15 protein-coding genes are annotated in these 16976 nt (G+C 34.0%); 11 read left to right on the plus strand and 4 right to left on the minus strand.

Features of this window, described 5'->3' with window-relative positions; translation table 11 throughout:
- The first annotated feature begins 67 nt into the window (after window positions 1–67).
- From FP433_RS00920 to FP433_RS00930, 3 genes are all read left to right on the plus strand, one after another.
- A complete protein-coding gene (locus FP433_RS00920; protein ID WP_265486808.1) occupies window positions 68–1429 on the plus strand; it encodes an amino acid permease in 1362 nt (453 codons plus the stop codon).
- Between the two features lie 80 nt (window positions 1430–1509).
- On the plus strand, window positions 1510–2172 hold the full coding sequence (locus FP433_RS00925; RefSeq protein WP_265483650.1) for a TetR/AcrR family transcriptional regulator: 663 nt from the start codon (window positions 1510–1512) through the stop codon (window positions 2170–2172).
- A 19-nt stretch (window positions 2173–2191) separates the two neighbouring features.
- The gene (locus tag FP433_RS00930) at window positions 2192–3025 is read left to right on the plus strand and encodes a hypothetical protein (protein WP_265483649.1); all 834 of its coding nucleotides are present in this window, start codon (window positions 2192–2194) and stop codon (window positions 3023–3025) included.
- Window positions 3026–3063: 38 nt separating this feature from the next.
- Here FP433_RS00930 and FP433_RS00935 read toward each other — a convergent pair whose 3' ends face one another.
- Window positions 3064–4719 (minus strand): CAP domain-containing protein, encoded by a 1656-nt coding sequence (locus FP433_RS00935; RefSeq protein ID WP_265486809.1) that lies wholly within the window; start codon window positions 4717–4719, stop codon window positions 3064–3066.
- Between the two features lie 154 nt (window positions 4720–4873).
- Between FP433_RS00935 and FP433_RS00940 the strand changes: the two genes are divergently transcribed.
- Window positions 4874–5959, plus strand: coding sequence for a D-alanine--D-alanine ligase family protein (locus tag FP433_RS00940; protein ID WP_265483647.1), 1086 nt, complete (start codon window positions 4874–4876; stop codon window positions 5957–5959).
- A 17-nt stretch (window positions 5960–5976) separates the two neighbouring features.
- The gene (locus tag FP433_RS00945) at window positions 5977–6660 is read left to right on the plus strand and encodes a MerR family transcriptional regulator (protein ID WP_265483646.1); all 684 of its coding nucleotides are present in this window, start codon (window positions 5977–5979) and stop codon (window positions 6658–6660) included.
- A 31-nt stretch (window positions 6661–6691) separates the two neighbouring features.
- Here FP433_RS00945 and FP433_RS00950 read toward each other — a convergent pair whose 3' ends face one another.
- The gene (locus tag FP433_RS00950; RefSeq protein ID WP_265486810.1) at window positions 6692–8266 is read right to left on the minus strand and encodes a cation:proton antiporter; all 1575 of its coding nucleotides are present in this window, start codon (window positions 8264–8266) and stop codon (window positions 6692–6694) included.
- Between the two features lie 84 nt (window positions 8267–8350).
- Here FP433_RS00950 and FP433_RS00955 point away from each other — a divergent pair, with 84 nt between their 5' ends.
- Genes FP433_RS00955 through FP433_RS00965 form a run of 3 tightly spaced genes read left to right on the plus strand, consistent with a single transcriptional unit; the run spans window position 8351 to window position 11023 of the window.
- A complete protein-coding gene (locus FP433_RS00955; RefSeq protein WP_265486811.1) occupies window positions 8351–9433 on the plus strand; it encodes a YibE/F family protein in 1083 nt (360 codons plus the stop codon).
- 2 nt (window positions 9434–9435) lie between these two features.
- Window positions 9436–10194 (plus strand): YibE/F family protein, encoded by a 759-nt coding sequence (locus FP433_RS00960; protein ID WP_265483643.1) that lies wholly within the window; start codon window positions 9436–9438, stop codon window positions 10192–10194.
- Between the two features lie 7 nt (window positions 10195–10201).
- Window positions 10202–11023, plus strand: a complete 822-nt coding sequence (locus FP433_RS00965; RefSeq protein WP_265486812.1) for an alpha/beta hydrolase — start codon at window positions 10202–10204, stop codon at window positions 11021–11023.
- 43 nt (window positions 11024–11066) lie between these two features.
- Here the strand turns inward: FP433_RS00965 and FP433_RS00970 are convergent, their stop codons facing one another.
- Window positions 11067–14126, minus strand: a complete 3060-nt coding sequence (locus FP433_RS00970) for a TIM-barrel domain-containing protein (protein ID WP_265486813.1) — start codon at window positions 14124–14126, stop codon at window positions 11067–11069.
- Window positions 14127–14289: 163 nt separating this feature from the next.
- On the opposite strand from FP433_RS00970, the gene nagA reads away from it, so the two are divergent.
- The gene (gene nagA, locus FP433_RS00975; protein WP_265486814.1) at window positions 14290–15447 is read left to right on the plus strand and encodes an N-acetylglucosamine-6-phosphate deacetylase; all 1158 of its coding nucleotides are present in this window, start codon (window positions 14290–14292) and stop codon (window positions 15445–15447) included.
- A 46-nt stretch (window positions 15448–15493) separates the two neighbouring features.
- Here nagA and FP433_RS00980 read toward each other — a convergent pair whose 3' ends face one another.
- A complete protein-coding gene (locus FP433_RS00980) occupies window positions 15494–15970 on the minus strand; it encodes a nucleoside 2-deoxyribosyltransferase (protein ID WP_265483639.1) in 477 nt (158 codons plus the stop codon).
- Between the two features lie 187 nt (window positions 15971–16157).
- On the opposite strand from FP433_RS00980, the gene FP433_RS00985 reads away from it, so the two are divergent.
- Together FP433_RS00985 and FP433_RS00990 are read left to right on the plus strand one after the other, a co-directional pair.
- Window positions 16158–16664 carry a PTS sugar transporter subunit IIA gene (locus FP433_RS00985; RefSeq protein WP_265486815.1) on the plus strand — a complete coding sequence of 169 codons (507 nt, stop codon included), beginning with the start codon at window positions 16158–16160 and terminating at the stop codon, window positions 16662–16664.
- Complete coding sequence (locus FP433_RS00990; protein ID WP_265483637.1) at window positions 16657–16971, plus strand: hypothetical protein; 315 nt, start codon at window positions 16657–16659, stop codon at window positions 16969–16971. The genes FP433_RS00985 and FP433_RS00990 overlap by 8 nt, the downstream gene beginning before the upstream one ends.
- Window positions 16972–16976 lie beyond the last annotated feature (5 nt).

Here is a 16976-nt window from a genome sequence, read left to right on the forward strand (position 1 = left end):
GCCTTATTAATCTCTATAATTAAACTATTACACTAACAAAAATATAGTAGGAAGGTGAGAAATACATATGGCTAAAAAGGAAACTCAAAAATTAAATCGTTCCCTGAAAAGCCGTCACGTAATGATGATTGCAATTGGAGGGGCTATTGGAACTGGGCTGTTTTTAGGCTCGGGTTCAGCCATTAAAAGTAGTGGACCTTCAATTATTTTATCTTATTTGGTAGTAGGAATTATAACTTTCTTTATGATGCGTGCCTTGGGAGAATTAATTCTTTCTTCTCCTAATCAATCGTCATTTATTAGTTCAATTAAGACCTATTTGGGGGACAGAGTAGAATTTGTAGCTGGTTGGACCTACTGGGCATGTTGGCTCAGTTTAGCGATGGCAGATTTAACAGCAACAGGAATATATTTAAAATATTGGTTTCCTGATTTACCTCAATGGGTGGGACCGTTAGTAATTATTTTAATTTTATTATTAATAAATCGTCTAAATGTTGGACTCTTTGGTGAGCTAGAAAGCTGGTTCTCCATGATTAAGGTATTAGCAATTGTAGCCTTAATTGGTGCCGGACTAATTATGATTTTGCTTCATATGCATGTTGGTGGAAATACAGTATCTTTAACTAATATTGTTTCTCATGGGGGATTTTTCCCCAAGGGATTCAGTGGCTTTTTAACTTCATTTCAAATGGTGATTTTTGCCTTTGTAGGAATTGAAATTGTAGGTTTAACAGCAGGTGAAACTGCTGAGCCGGAAAAGGATATTCCTAAGGCTATTAACAGTTTGCCACTTAGAATTGGGCTCTTTTATATTGGTTCAATGATTGCAATTATGGCTGTGCAACCTTGGAATACAATTAAGACAACTTCAAGTCCGTTTGTTCAAGTATTTAGTGCGATTGGAATCCCAGCTGCTGCAGGAATTTTAAACTTTGTGGTTTTAACTGCAGCTATGAGTGCTACTAACAGTGCTATTTTTAGTACAAGTCGTTCTCTGTATGCACTTGCTTATAGCGGTCATGCACCTAAAAGATTAGGAAAAATAAGTCGTCATGGCGTTCCTGACCGTGCGCTTACCTTTTCTTCATTAATTTTATTTGTAATTGTCATTTTGAACTACGTTATGCCAGGAAAAATATTTGATGTTGTTTCTACAGTGTCAACAATTAATTTCATCATGGTCTGGTTAATTATAATGTGGTGTCACTTAAAGTATCGAAAAGCAAAAAGAAATGAATTAGGCCAATTTCAGATGCCAGGAGCACCGTTTACTGATTGGCTAACAATTATTTTTTATGTGGCAATTTTAGTGATTTTATTTGTGATTCCAACTACAAGAATTCCTTTAATCTTATCTTTAGCTTTCATTATCTGTTTAGCAATAATTTTCAATTTTGTTAAAAAATCAGGAAATGTAAAAAAATAAGGCGTATATATAGCTATTAAAAAAACATTGCTGATATAATGTTACTGATTAGAAATTAAGAGAAATGAAGGGGATAAAGTATGGCTAGACAAAAAAATATGCAAAGACGGAGAACTATTCTAAGAAATACCTTCTCACTTTTACGTCAAGATGGTTTAAAAAATGTTTCTTTGCAAATGATCGCAGATGAATCTGAGATTTCTAAATCATTACTTCAATCTTACTATCCACATAAAAGTAAATTAATGAATGAAATTGTGACTAGTTTTATGTCAACAATTTTAAAAGTGGTTAATAGTGAAAAATTTGCAAATGTAAGTGTTTATGCAAAAATGAAATTGTTTATCTATATTTTGCTTGAATTAGGTGAACGAGATGAAGGAATTTCACGCCTACTAAATAATGTCCTTAAAAGTGATGATTCCCTTGAAAAATGGGGTCAACTACTTGATAGCTGGCTAATTGAAGAAGGTGTGAAAGACGAGTTAGGTACTGATCACCAAATTAAAATTGGACTCAATTTTATTGTTAGTGGTGGTGGAAGTATTTTTCTCAAGCAAAAGGAATTACAGGTAACTCCAGAAGAAATTTCAGACATCATGGTAAAAACTTTCATGTCAACTTTCTTGGATTACCCAGATGTTAAGACAAAAGAAGCTTTGGAACAAGGTAATAAAATTATTGAAAACTTTGATATGGATAAAGTTTTTGAAGCTATCAATACAATGTTTACCGAAAAGTAATTAATAAAGGGGTCAGCAGATGCAAGTAGGTTCGCGTAGTGAATTACGACGGATCAATCACGCTCAAAATCTTCATAATAAAAAATCGCTTATTTTATCATTTTTTATTTTATTGACATTAATTTTTAGCTTGGTAACTTTTATGAATCCAAGCTTTATGAAAAAACAACTCGCTAAAGAAAATAATAGTGTAGTGGTTGAACGTTATATCAATGATAAGTTTGATAATTTTGCCAATTCAATTAATGCCAATCGTAATGGAGATACAAGCAACATTCTAACTACTAAACAAACCAAGCCAATTGCAGATGCAATGATCGATTATACCTTGGGCTTTCATTTGTTTAGGACAGAAACGGCAAGTGTTGCAGAAGAAATTAAGACAGTAATTTTTACTAAAATTAATGATAATTCTTCAACAGAAGCGCAATCCGTTAAAAAGATTTTAAAGAAGAATAATACGCAGGGGATATATGCAATTATTACAGGATTTAATCTATCCAACCTTACTTTAGCTGCAAATATTGAAACTTTATTTGTTTTAGTAAATGTTTTAATAAGTGTATTATGTATTATTTCTTTAATTGCTATTCTAAAAGATATGATGCTTCACCTTTCAGGCAAAGGATTTTTCCATACTTTAAGTAGTGCAGGAATGTGGACAGGAGCACTGAGCATTATTATTTACGGTATTTTGGCTTTAACTCCAATGCTGTTTAGTGTGGAAAGTTTACCTTTAGCAATTGGATATTGGTTAGAGATTGCTAGTGGTATTTTCTTAGAATTGGTAATTATAGGTGTGGGATTATTTATTATTAGTACAATTTGCTGGCAACTAACAAGCTCAAATTAAAAGCATAGATTCAGTTAAAACTGAAGCTATGCTTTTTTCTATATTAAATTATTCGTTAAAGAGACAGGTTGTTTTATCCATTGGTTAGGTCCTAAGTAATACCAAGCTGTATTCCCAATAATAATACTTTGGCCATAAGGATAACTCCTTCCAGGAGTTAAATGAGTAAAAGTAGGATGTTGCAACATTAAATAAGGACTTGAATAAACTGTTGTATCAATATTGTTTGTTCCAATTGAAATTACTCCAGCTTTAAGCTGAGGATTCGATGTAATATAAAAGTTTCTATACCATTGGTTAGTTCCTAAATTATAGTATTTTGTTCCGTTTTGGTAAGAACGACCAAAGACCACGGGATTAAGTTGTCGCTTATTATTTAAAGTATCTCTTAATTTATCTGCTTCTAAAATTAAGTTTGGATCAGTTGTAATAACTTCTTCATTCAAAGAGGTAGAAGTTTGATCATCATTAGATGAGTTGATATTAAAAGTTGGTAAAGCAAAGTTCATGTCAGTTGATGAATTTGTATCATTACGTGGCAAAATACCGTTATTACCAGTAGAAGAAGAATCAGAAGTATCAGTATCACTTTGATTTTGGTTTAAATCTACTTTAGGAATAGGAGAGATATTGTAATTAGGTGCTACATTATTAGTAGCAGAACTTGGTGTTGAAGTAGGAGATTCAGAAGAGGCAGCTCCTAATTTAAAAAGCTTAAAGGTATAATTTTCAATTCCGTTTATCTTTACGCTGTAAGCATGTCCATTGACCAATTTAATATTACCAGGGAAATAAGTTAAGATAGTAGCAAAATTACCATATCCCTGACTAGAATAATTATGGACTTTAGTAGCAGCTGAGCTAGAACCAGTGTCTAGATCAGTAATAGTGATTTTAGGAGTTTTACTAATTGTTTGATCAGATAAATATAAAGACCAAGCAACATTTTCTCCTTTAAGAAGTTCGATTGGGAAGACACCAGCACTTGGATAGGTTACAGAAGGTGCACTAGGTGAGTTAAAACTGTCAGTTGCATAAGCTACTTGTTGAACAGAATAGCGATAACCATTGGTTCCATAAGCGGCTCCTAATCCAGTTGTAGTTAAACGTGTAGAAAGTAGCCAAGCGCGGTGACCAGTGTCGCTGCCATCTAAGTTATAACTATCGGTGATTAAATCACGAATAACTTCTCCAGGAGATTGATTAGCGACATTAAAATTTAAATTTGAACTAGCTGAAATATTTTTGGCGATTGACCAATACATCTTACTAATAAAATTGGGGCGTTTATCACTTGGTAAACCATGTTGGTTTACGAAAGGATCTGCATTAATTGCGGCCATTACACTAGCCGTAATTTGGGCATTTTCATTGTCAGTAGGATTACTAGTAATAGAAGTTAAGCCAAATAAGCTACGATAAAAATTAATATAATCTAATTGGGTTGAAAGATAAGAAGAATTTAAACTACCGGGTGAAAAGGGCTTAGTTAAATTAGGAGCACTTGCATAAAGATTACTCTTTGAATAAGCTTGCTTAGGAAGATTGGCATAGCTTTGTTGAAAAGATTTAATTTTATTATTTTCTGCTTGGGTAAAAGTAGCCGCATTTACTTGAATAGTAGGGGGTTTTACTGCTGGAATAAGGAATGCAGCACTAATTAAAGTAATAGAAATTGCTCGCTTAAATTGCATCTTAAATCAACATCCTTTCATGTCTTAATTATAGTTAATTTTTAAATTTTTTAGCAAGAAATTGAAATATTTTTTGACTTTTTTAGAAAAAATTATCACTCTGGTAACTTGGTTATGTATAATAAGGATTTAGGGGCTAATAAGGAGAAAAATTATGTCTAATAAAATTAAAGTAGGGTTGATTTTTGGAGGGAATTCTTCAGAATATGAAGTTTCCATTATGTCAGCTCATAATATTTATAACGCAATTGATACTAATAAATTTGATGTTTATCCAATGTGGATTACTAATGATGGCTATTTAGCGGGAGACGAAGATTCACGCAAGGTACTTGATGATCCAAAGATGACCGTTACAAATCCACATCAAGTAAAAAATATTTCTAATTTAATTCAGTTAGAAGATCGTCCTGAAATTGATGTCTTTTTCCCAATTGTGCATGGAAACTTGGGTGAAGATGGTTCATTGCAAGGTCTGTTTAGAGTAATTGATAAGCCATTTGTTGGAGATGATGTCTTAGGTGCTGCAATAACCATGGACAAAGAAATGACCAAGATCTTAGCACAACGTGTTGGCGTAAAAGTAGCAGACTGGATTAGTATTAGCCGTTATGAATATGACGACAAAGAAAATAAAAAGCTTGATTATAACTATGTCTCACAAAAATTAGGAAAAGATTTGTTTGTTAAACCTTCTAACCAAGGCTCATCAGTAGGTGTGCACCATGTTTTAAATGCGCAAGAATATCAAGCAGCATTAAAAGATGCTTTTAAATACGATGATAAAGTCTTAGTAGAAGAAACTGTTCATGGAAGCGAAGTAGAAACTGCAGTTTTAGGAAATGATAAACCGATTGTTGCTGGAGTGGGACAAATTACTAATGCTAAAGATTCATTCTACACTTATGAAAATAAGTATGATGATAATTCTACTTCACAATTACAGATTCCAGCCGATTTGCCTGAAGGAATTGTCGAAAAAGTTCGTTCGAATGCCTTAAAAGTGTTCCAAGTTACAGAGTGTAGCGGTATGGCGCGGATTGATTCAATGCTACGTGATGGTGATAATGAAATTATTTTGACCGAAGTAAATGCTTTGCCTGGTTTTACAAATATTTCAATGTACCCTAAGTTATTTGAAGAAGTAGGAATTCCTTACACTGAACTAATTACAAAATTGATTAATCTAGGAATTGAACGTTATAATCATAAGAAGACATTACTGCATAAACATGAGTAAGAAAAACGGGGGAGAAGATGGCAGAAAAAGATAATAATTTGGAAGGCTTTGAATCACCTGCTCAAGCTGCTAAAAGCTTGGGTATTAGTGTAGCGACGCTGCGTAAATATTCATTACTTATTGAAAAAGTTACAGACAATAGAGATTACTATCAACGTACAAAACAAAAAGCACGTTTATATAGTAAAAAGAATCTAGAAGAATTACATAAGTTACAAGAATTATCTAAGAATGATGATTTAACGCTACAAGAAGCTGCTGAGCAAATTTTTGAAGTTAATGGGAAAACTACCAAGTCTGAAAAGAGCAAGAATTTACCCGATAACAAAGTAAACACTAAAACAATGGTAGATGCTCAAGAAGTTATTAAACTTTTAATGATGGTAAAAGAGACTATTACTGGTCAAAATGAAGCAATTCAAACTTTGCAAAAGCAAGTAACTCGTATTGAAGATCAAAATCAAAAGTTGATTGCGGCTACAAAGCAGTTGCCACAACCTGAAGAAAAGAAATCTAATAAGGTTGCTTCATCTCAGACAGTTTCTAGTTCACAGACAGCTAATACCACTTCAGCAGAAAAGGTTAGTCCTAAAGCTGCTGAAGAAGATGCCTTAAAGAGCTTGGCCCATGTGAATCGAAGTTTAGCGCAAATGCAAATGAAGGTTAAAAAGAAACATTGGTGGGAAAAATTATTTAAGTAAAAAGCATCACGCATTATATTGCGTGATGCTTTTATTCTTCTATGTAATCTTCTAGAGTAAGGGATTCAGCAATTAAAATTTCATTGTAAAGTGTTAAAAGACATTTTTGATATTTACTTTCCTTTTGAGCAATTTCTTCTAAATAATTACGTTCAATAGCAAAGACGCGGTAATAAGCTAGACGCTCTAAATAGCGCTCTTCTGAAGATAAACTGGGTTGATCAATTGTACGAAAGATTTGACGAAGAGAATCAGGGGTATTGATAGCTTGTTTTTGTAAAAGTAGGCTAAAAAGGATATGACGCTTTACTTTTTTAGGTAGGTACATATGGTGAACAGCAATGATTGCCTGTTTAACCATTTCATTTCTAAACTTGATAGTCATTCTTTGAGATTCATAGTCACTAAGTTGGTGAGGCAGAATGAAAGGAAAAATAATAGTTGGAATAATCATACTAAGCAAAATCAAAGTAGCTTCAGACATCATTAATAAATTGTAGTTTGATTGCCCGAGAAATTTTTGAGAAATGGTGAGTGCCAAGGCTAAAGTTACCGCTCCATGAACACCACCTAAGGCAAAAATTGCAGCATTTTTACTATCAAATTTCATGATAAGAAGGCTGTATAAAAATCTAACAATTAAATTAGCCAAGTAAATTATTGTTCCTACAGCTAACCAAAGCCAAATCTGAGAATTTAAAATCCGGTTGTATCCAATGCGAATAATCATTAAACCTAAGATTACAAAAACAATACTGTTAAAAATTTCTGAAATTAGACTCTGAAGATTGCTACCAATTTGAACTTGTCGTGGATTAAGTAAGACAGAATACTGTCTTTCAGCATTATGAAATAAACCAGCAACTACAACAGCAATAATTCCTGAGACGCTAAGTTCTTCTGCAATTGCATAAATTAAAAAAGGACTTAGTAAGTAAATAATATTTTGAGCATTGAGAGCATTAAATCGAGATCTAGTTAAAAATTGCCGAAACATAATAAATATCCAGCCGATTACAAAACCAATTGCGGCTCCCCCAAGAGAGGAAAAAAGAAAATTTTGGAGAGTTTGGCCGTAGTTGATAGTGCCATTTTCAAACCATAGTAAGGCCATGTCCAATAAAATAATTCCAGAGGCATCATTAAAAAGTGACTCAGTTTTAAGTGAACCTTCTACCTTGTGGGGTAAAATCAAATTATTAGTAACCGATTCAGTCGCAGTTGCATCAGTTGGAGCACTGATACTGGCAATAATAAAGGAAAGAGCAATGCCAAGATTGCTTAAATAATGGATACTAAATCCCGCAGCAATTACCGCAAACAACACCATAACAACGGTAATTCCTAAAATACTCTTAAATCGATTGCGAATATTGTAAAGTTGCGTTTTTTGCCCCTCAAAAAATAGTAAAGGTGCAATAATTAGTTCCATAAATGTTTCAGAATTAAATGGCGCAACATGATGATTTAAAAATGGGACTAATGCAAAAATAACTCCAATTAGCATACTAATGTAATTGACGGAAATTTTTTCTAGTGCCTGTGCAATGATAATACTAATCGCAGCTGCAAAAGTCAGGTAAAAAGTAGAGATCATTAATTCCATTTTTATTTAAACCTTTCTTTAATTGTTCATCAAAAATAATAGTAGCATAATGGAATTGAGAAAAAAATAAAGGTGTAATTTAAGATGCAAAAAAAATATCGTTGGAGTTTAGTCATTTTTCTAGTGGGAATTATAATTACAGGAATTGTTTATTTTACCACTGCTTTTTCTAGTCAACCAATTGGAGAAATAATTACTAAGCCTAAAGATAGCTTAATTAATAAAACGGAAGATAGTTATCAAAATAAGGATGAGCTGCGCCAACAAACATTTAAAATTCGCATCCTGAACGGAAAAAATAAGGGAAAAGTATATTTAGTGGAAAATGAGTATGCAAAATCACAAGTTATTACCCAAAAATACTATTCTCATCAGCGAGTAATTGTTGCTTTTTTAAAGGGAAAAGCAAAGGTGTTATCTCCTAAACGAGACTGGGTTTTCTGTTTAGCATTAACGGTTGTAGTAAGTTTAATGTTTGCAATCATGGGCAAATCTGCAAAAATGTTGCTCTTATCACTTTTGCTAAATGCAATCATTTTTTACTATGTAGTAAAGTTAGATATTGCTACAAATGGGGTAAAAGTTTTGTGGATTTATAGTCTAGCTAGTATAATTTTTACCTTTTTATCACTAGTGTTAGCTCAAGGCTTTAGTAAAAAAATGGTGGTAACCTTTGTAGCAACACTTTTAGGGGTCTTTGTGGCTTTTGGCTTAAGTTATGTGATTATGAAATTAACTAATGAAAGTGGGATGAAATATGAAGCAGTAGAATATGCTACGCAGGATCCCAGAACAATATTTTTAGCTCAAAGTTTATTAGGAGTCCTTGGAGCAGTGATGGATGAAGCAACCGATATTGTATCAAGTCTGTATAATTTAAGCTGCCACAAGCTAAATTTAACCTTAAAAGAGCTTGTCTTAAGTGGCCGAACACTTGGACAAGAAATTATGGGCCCCTTAATTAATGTCTTAGTGTTAATCTTTATGGCTGAAGCTCTCCCAATGGCAATTTTATATTTGCGAGACAATAACACTCTCAAGTACACTTTTGAATTTGCCCTCTCTTTAGGGATTATTCAGAGTCTAATCTCTGCGATTGGAATTGTACTAACTGTAGTTTTTGCGACATTATGTAGTACAGTCTTTTTAAGAGAAAAGAGGGCATAAAGGTGAGTACTTTAGTAGCTTTGTTAATTTTTTTACTAGTATTAATTGTGTTGGTAGGAGGAAAGACAGGCCTAAAAAGTTATTTAAGCATTGTAATTAATACTTGTTTAATAATTTTAGTGGGTCTCTTGATTTCCTGGGGCATAAATATTTTTTGGATTGGGGTAATTTTTATTCCTTTAAAATTATTGACAATCATCTATTTGGGTACTCATGATTATTCTTTAGCGAAGAATTCGTTTTTAACGGCGTTATTTGTAAGCTTAATTGTAATTGCAATAATTTTAATATTCCAGTCCTTGGCCCAAAGCGCTGGTTTTGGAGACCAAGCAAGTGAAGAATTAGTGGGATTATCTGTTAATGTAGGAATAAGTTTCCCACAAATTGCGATTATTGTAGCTATTTTTTCAACTTTGGGAGCAATTGCAGAAGCAAGTGTAGCAATCAGTGCAGGGTTGCTTGAATTAAAGCACCATGATCCAAGCATAAATCGGGATGAAATTTTAAAAAATGGTAACTTACTTGGAAAAGATGTTTTAGCTACTGCCCTCAATACAATTTTATTTGGGATGTTTGGAAGTTTTTTACCACTATTTATTTGGTATATGCGGCTTAATTATTCCCTTTTTGAAATTTTAAATGATAAACTTTTTATAAGTGAAAGTTTAATTATTATGTATTCATTTATTGGCGTTTTGTTAACAGTTCCGCTGACAACCCATTTGCTGGCTCACACTTTAACACAAACTAACAAAAAGTGAGGTAAATATGGAAGTTCAAGAATTAAAGCTAACTAATTTTAATAACCGTGAATTTAGCGTTACCTACTATCAATTACAAAAAAATCCTAGTTTGGTAATGAAAAAAAGACCATTAATGCTTATTTTCCCTGGTGGATATTTTACCCATCTTTCTTTAAGAGAAGGAGAACCTGTGGCAATGGCCTACGCTAGTTATGGGTTTGATTGTGCGATAGTTTCGTATAATTTATTAACAGATCCAGGAAAAATTTATCCTGATGCTGCTTTAAGTGGCTTAACTGCTTTGAAATATTTCCGAGAGCATAGTGAAGAATTAGGTATTAATCCTAATCAAATTATAACGATTGGTTTTTCAGCTGGTGGTAGTGTAGTAAGTGCAATGAATGTAATGGCGGAAAATCCTAAATGGGGCAAAAAGTATGGCTTCACACATGAACAAGTAGCACCTAACGCTACCATTTTGGGTTACCCTCTGATTAATATCAAAGAAGTTAGTGTGCCAATTACCCCGGAAGCAGAAACTAAGCTGCCTACAGATCCAGAATTACTTAATACAGCTTTAGGTGTTACTAAGCAAACCCCACCAACTTTTATTTTTCAAGCAGATAATGATCCTGTAGTTTATATCAATAATTCAATTGAATACATTACAGCTTTGCGTAATCATAATGTGCCTTTTGAAGCCCATTTATTTGATCATGGCCGTCATGGCTTTTCTTTGGCTCGACCAGACTTAGAAACACAAGGGAAAAGTTGGCAGGTAAATTCTCATGTAGCCCATTGGTTCAATTTAAGTATTGAGTGGCTAGAAGATCTAAAAATCAAGTAAACAAAAAACATGAATCTTTGGAAAAGGATTCATGTTTTTTGCTTTAATCTTTAGCAGTGAAGAAGAAGATTTCTTTAGCAGATGCATAACCATCTGTAGTAAGTAAAACACGCAGTTTAATTGCTTTAGCACTTAGATCGCGCATTCCAATTACTTTGTTTTTAGCGTCATTAGGCCAATTAAATTCTTTACTAAAGTCTTCAAAGTGTTCGCCGTCTTTAGAAATGGCATATTGAACACGTAATAAATGTCCTTTATGATCTCGTGAACGCGGAATGTAAACCATTCGGCTAAGTTTGTAGAGATTATCAAAGGTAAAAGTTAATTCTAAGGGATGGTCAGGAGAAACTTTTTCACTAGTTAACCATTCACTACCTAAGCGAAGATCAGTTAAGTTAGCTAATGGAAATTCATCTTCAGAAGCTAAATTACTCTTTACCTGTAGGTTTTTGATAGCATAATCAAGTTGATCGGGCTTAGTCATCGTTCCAAAATACTCAGTCCAGTCAGACACTTTGTTGCCAATCTTGTTTCTAATGCGGAAACGATAACGTGTATTTGGCGTTAATTCATGGAAAGTGAAAGTATTACCAGTAATATTAGTGTGAATAATACCATTAACTTCAATATCAGCCATTAACTTATGATTACTATTAAATTGCTGATTAATCCAAGAGACAGTAATACTCCGCGAAGATAGACGATCGGTTAAAATTGATGCACTGCGTGGCGCAACCATCGCAGAATCAATAATGGCATGGTTTTCTAATTGATTACCATAGTTAAAATTATCTACTTTAATGGTGATTTCATCTTCGGAAATATCATGACTTTTGACTTTGATTAAAAGTGCAGGTTGAAGTTGACCAGTAAAGTTGCCAAATTGTTTAAATGGCATGTAATCTTGCTTAAAGAAATAGCCTGTTGAAGCTTCATGGAAGTCGGCTTCATTTTTGTATTCAGGAAGGTCGATCAAAGTATCGTTAATGTAAGCTTCTACATGTCCTGGGTAATGATCGGCCATAATAGTTAAGGCAGTTGTTTGACTAAGAGCAAGTTTAGAATAAGAACCAGTAGTTGGTTTAACTACAACTTTTAATTTAACGCCATCAAGTTCACTAGTAACTTGAGTTTGAGCAGCTTCGCCTTGTTGGTATTTAGTACTAATGCCGTCATCATCGTAAAGGATATTAGAACTCTTGCCTTGAGGAAAGATCATCATTTTGCGCAAACTTTGTTGAATAATTGCCCCTCCACGAACAAAAACAGGTAAGTGCCATAAAGGATAAACAAGTTGTGAGTAATAACGTCCACCAAGAAATTTTTGACCAGTTAAGGCATCTACCCACATTGTACGGTGATTAGGAAGGTAAAGGTCATCTTTAATTGAATTACCATTTCCATCTTCACGACCATTGGTAATAGGCGCAATTAAGAAATTATCCCCGAGCATAAATTCATGTTTTATTTGACTGGTATAATTAATTTTTTCATGTGGAAATGATAAAAAGAGAGCTCTAACTACTGGCATCCCATTTTGGGCCTGCCGAGTTAGTGAGTATAAATAAGGAGCAAGTTGTATGCGTAGCTTAAGATAAGCTTGATTGATCTTAGAAATTTTAGAATTGTAGGCAAATGGTGTTTTTGCGGTTGTTCCATCCCCATCGATACTAAATAAAAGAGGAGTAAATACTTTCCATTGTAAATCACGTACACTAACTTGAGCGTTCCCACCGCTGAAGCGTCCATCAATTGCACTTCCGATATTAGGTTGTCCAGAAAGGGATAAGCCAATAAAACTACTTATCTGGGTAGCGATTTGTTCCCATTCACCACCTACTCCTCCCAGGTAAGTGGTGGCTAAAGTTTGAATTGCACTCCAGCCATTAGTGGCCATTACCCAAGGACGACCATCATCATTTTTTTGGACTAAGTTGTTGCTGATTTTAGCGATATTTTGGAGTAATTTGCTGTTGCCAATTTTGGGAGAATCAGTTTTTGCAATTACTAAATCAGGATTAGCCCCCTTTGGTAAGTGATTATAATATCCTACAGTAATCCCCTTTTCTTGGGCAAAGTCGCTAAAGCTTTTAACTTGTTCTTCATCAAGGGGACTGTCGCTTTGATAGTCAGGAACAATCCATTTTAACGGAAGATTTTTGGCAAGATAGCGTTCAATCATTGCTCGAGCAGAAAATTGATAGTATTGGTTACCATTAAGGTCGGCAGGATAAACTTTTTCACTATCATCTTTACTTGCTCTTTGGTAATTAATCCCATCTTCAAATTTAATAGCACTCCGTTCTTTAGGATCAGCGCTTTTCCAAAAAGTATCAGAGAAATTACCAATATAGCCCAAGCCAAGGGCGTATTTAGGTAAAAAGAGTGGGGTACCAGTTAAGACGTAATATTGTTTGATTAGATCAGCAGGTGTATCCCCAATTAAGTAAAAGGTATCATAAATTGGCGTGTTATGGGTGATAACGGCTTCCGTGTCATCATCAGCTCCAAAGTTGTAAACACCATTTTTCCAAGTGTTGCGCAATTCCGCAAAACCAGCATTGGACCAAAAGAAACTTTCAGGTAAGGCTACTCCATCTGGACCTGTTAAGTTGGTATTAGCTATTTCAATTTTGTGGCCTTTATGACTAAAGTGACCGTTTTGCATTCCACCTCCGTAATAGAATTCATTTTTATTTTGAATTAAAATTTCGGTACTTGAATGAGGTCCGATTTGCAAAGGCATTTTTTGTCTTAAACGGTAACGGTGAAGATTATCATCAAAAATGCTGAAAAGAGCAGGATTTTTTTGAAGACGAAGTGAATAGTGGGCGCTTTTTATGGTAAAAGTTTCATCAGTGGTTAATAACTGTGATTCTTCAAAGGGTGTCAGGCTAAAATCCTTGATTGGGATAGTTAATTCAGGATCTAAGGGAGCAAATTTTTCACTTGGATCTAAAATTAGACGAAATATTCCATTGCTTACAATATAGAGACGCGCCTTTTCTCCAGAGGCAAATTGTAATTCATAAAAACGTGTCCCTTTGGCGACACTAACTAACCGACTAACAGAATGTTCTTGTAGATTATTTAATTCAGACATAATTTTATTCCTATAAAACTAATTTTTTCTATAATTTCAAGTATTTATAGTTCCATTATAGCGGAAATCAAAAAGTATTTCTTTTTCGTTTGACATTCTTGGAAAAAATAGCCTATTATTTAGTTAAAAGGTCTATACCAAAGATATAAGTGAGGGAAAATAAATGTCATATTATATTCATGCAGATAAATTCTTTTTGGAAAATCGGACTGAAAGTGGAGGGTACCTAGAAGTTCAAGATAATGGCAAGTTTGGTTTTTACTTGCGTGAGGATCAAAAGCCACTGACAGCAGAAATCAAAGAATTTCCAGGGAAATGGGTCGCACCAGGGTTAGTTGATACTCATATTCATGGCTCACTTCATGAAGATGTTATGAAAAGCAATTGGGAAGGGATTAACAAAATTTCAGAAGGATTGCTGAGCGCAGGGGTAACAAGCTGGCTACCAACTACGGTAACGGCAGCAGATAGTGAATTAACTCGCGTATGCAAGATGTTTGCAGACCATCAAGGTCAAGAAACAGGGGCTAAAATTCAGGGGATTCACTTTGAGGGTCCATTTTTTACAACGGAACATGCTGGAGCAGAAAATCCTAAATATATGTTAGACCCCGATATTGATTTACTAAGAAAATGGCGTCAGGCATCTAATAAGATGTTGATTAAGATTTCACTAGCTCCTGAACGCAAGGGTGCACCTGAGTTTGTTAGAGCTGCTGTTAAAGAAGGCATGGTAGTTGCTCTAGGGCACTCAAGTGCTAGTTTTGAAAAAGCAATTGCCTGCGTAGAGGCAGGAGCTAGCGTTTTTACACATGCTTATAATGGAATGGATACGATGAGCCAACATGCTCCTAGTTTAGTGGGAGCAGCCTTTAGTTCACGTTTGACTACTGCGGAATTGATTTGTGATGGGCATCATGTTCAAGAACCAGCTGTTAGAGCTTTGATTAATGCTAAGGGATGCGAACATATTGCATTGATTACTGATTGTATGGAGGCTGGGATGATGCCAGATGGTGATTACATGTTGGGAGAATTACCAGTTTATGTAAAAGATGGCATGGCTCGTTTAAAAAATGGTGATAATTTAGCTGGTAGTATTCTTCAATTAAAAGATGGTGTAAAAAATGTAGTTGATTGGAATATTGCAACTGCTGAAGATGCAATTATGATGGCAACTTATGTGCCTGCCAAAAGTAGTAAGATTTTAGAAAAATGTGGCTCAATCATGCCTGATAAACCTGCTGACTTTTTAATTCTTAATCCTGATTTAACTTTAAAGCAAACTTATCTAAATGGAGAATTAAGATACCAAGCATAAAGAAAAGGAATAGCTTTGAGAAAGCTATTCCTTTTAATCTTCTCTTTTAATAAACTGCACCATCGTAAAAGCCAAAGCGAGGTTGATTAAAATTGAAATCTTTTAAATCACTCATTTTAATAATGTTGTCTGCTACTCCCCAGCTCATTAGGTTAATTGACTCGCCAAATAAGTCGTCTGGAATTACTAAAAGAATGTATTTACCTTGTCCATGTGCATAGCCAAGTTCCATTCCTAAACCAACATCTTCTTCTTTAGGTACATAAACTCCAAGCATCACATCACTAGTTTTAATTCCGATTAAATCACCATTGTAGGTTGCTTGAGCCCATTCTTTATCATGAAGGTATTCTGGGTGTTCATCAACGCGAATACCTTTGTATTGGTTTTGAAGAGGTACATAACTATTTTCTAAATCAATAGTAGGATTTTCCTTCAAAGCTTTCATTGCATCGTTGTATGCCTTGTTTTGAGTGTCAGTAAACCAACCAGCACCAAAATAAACAGTTTTTTGGTTAGACATGAGTTTAAACAACCTTTCTTTTAATAAAACTAACTTTAGTATCAGCATAACAAAAAAATTTTAGAGATAATAGACTTGACATTTTTTAGGTGATTTTTCGATTTTTTAATTAACTTAGATTATAATGGATAAGAAAAGAGAAGTTTTTAATAATTTGAATAAAAATCTAATATAAGGAACCAATTTTATGACAAAAGAACTTTTTAGTAAAGACGCTGTATTTGTGAGTGAAAAAGAAAACCAGAGTGAAGTTTTTAAAGAAGTCGTACCAAAATTACAAAAACTTGGTCTGGTAAAAGAAGATTTTTTAGAAAATCTATTAACTAGAGAAGATAAATACCCAACTGGAATTTCTTTGCGACCACTTTCACGCCAATTACCGAATATTGCAATTCCTCATACTGAGGGGAAATATGTTAATACTTCAATGATTATTCCAATTGCCTTGAAGAAAAATATTGAATTTAAAAATATGGTTAATCCCCCTGAAGACTTGCCTGTTAAATTTATGTTTATGATTTTAAGTGAAGATTCAGATATTCATGCAAAAATTTTGGGTGATATTATGGATTTTTTATCAGAACAATCAGCTGAAGATTTAATAGAGTTGTTTAATAGCAAAACTCCAGCAGAGGTTTATAACTATCTGAAGAGCAACTTCAACTTTAGAAAGAGTGTGGAAGCGATTGGATAAGTTAAAAATCTTAGTAGCAACTGGAGCAGGTCAAAAAGCTAATGAGTGGATTAAAGAAGTTGTAGAAGGAACTTTTAAGCAAGAAGTTTTAGTGGATACAGCAGATTTTTCAACAGTAACTGAAACTGTACTCAACCATTACGATGCGTTTTTAACTGCTCCTAAACATGTCTTTAAACTTAAAACTCAGACTCCAATTGTTGAAGCTAGCGGAATTTTATATCGAGTGCCATCACTAGGTCGAGCTTGTTTAGAGGATATAGCTGAATTGCTCAAAAAGACAGAAAAAAAGCGTTCGTCAAACTAAAGACG

Source organism: Lactobacillus sp. PV012 (assembly GCF_014522325.1).
GTDB lineage: Bacteria > Bacillota > Bacilli > Lactobacillales > Lactobacillaceae > Lactobacillus.

What these genes read in the sequence shown, in the direction of transcription:
- FP433_RS00920 (WP_265486808.1), top strand. Translation starts at nt 68, where the DNA reads ATGGCTAAAAAGGAAACTCAAAAATTAAATCGTTCCCTGAAAAGCCGT.
- FP433_RS00925 (WP_265483650.1), top strand. Translation starts at nt 1,510, where the DNA reads ATGGCTAGACAAAAAAATATGCAAAGACGGAGAACTATTCTAAGAAAT.
- FP433_RS00930 (WP_265483649.1), top strand. Translation starts at nt 2,192, where the DNA reads ATGCAAGTAGGTTCGCGTAGTGAATTACGACGGATCAATCACGCTCAA.
- FP433_RS00935 (WP_265486809.1), bottom strand. Translation starts at nt 4,719, where the DNA reads ATGCAATTTAAGCGAGCAATTTCTATTACTTTAATTAGTGCTGCATTC.
- FP433_RS00940 (WP_265483647.1), top strand. Translation starts at nt 4,874, where the DNA reads ATGTCTAATAAAATTAAAGTAGGGTTGATTTTTGGAGGGAATTCTTCA.
- FP433_RS00945 (WP_265483646.1), top strand. Translation starts at nt 5,977, where the DNA reads ATGGCAGAAAAAGATAATAATTTGGAAGGCTTTGAATCACCTGCTCAA.
- FP433_RS00950 (WP_265486810.1), bottom strand. Translation starts at nt 8,266, where the DNA reads ATGGAATTAATGATCTCTACTTTTTACCTGACTTTTGCAGCTGCGATT.
- FP433_RS00955 (WP_265486811.1), top strand. Translation starts at nt 8,351, where the DNA reads ATGCAAAAAAAATATCGTTGGAGTTTAGTCATTTTTCTAGTGGGAATT.
- FP433_RS00965 (WP_265486812.1), top strand. Translation starts at nt 10,202, where the DNA reads ATGGAAGTTCAAGAATTAAAGCTAACTAATTTTAATAACCGTGAATTT.
- FP433_RS00970 (WP_265486813.1), bottom strand. Translation starts at nt 14,126, where the DNA reads ATGTCTGAATTAAATAATCTACAAGAACATTCTGTTAGTCGGTTAGTT.
- nagA (WP_265486814.1), top strand. Translation starts at nt 14,290, where the DNA reads ATGTCATATTATATTCATGCAGATAAATTCTTTTTGGAAAATCGGACT.
- FP433_RS00980 (WP_265483639.1), bottom strand. Translation starts at nt 15,970, where the DNA reads ATGTCTAACCAAAAAACTGTTTATTTTGGTGCTGGTTGGTTTACTGAC.
- FP433_RS00985 (WP_265486815.1), top strand. Translation starts at nt 16,158, where the DNA reads ATGACAAAAGAACTTTTTAGTAAAGACGCTGTATTTGTGAGTGAAAAA.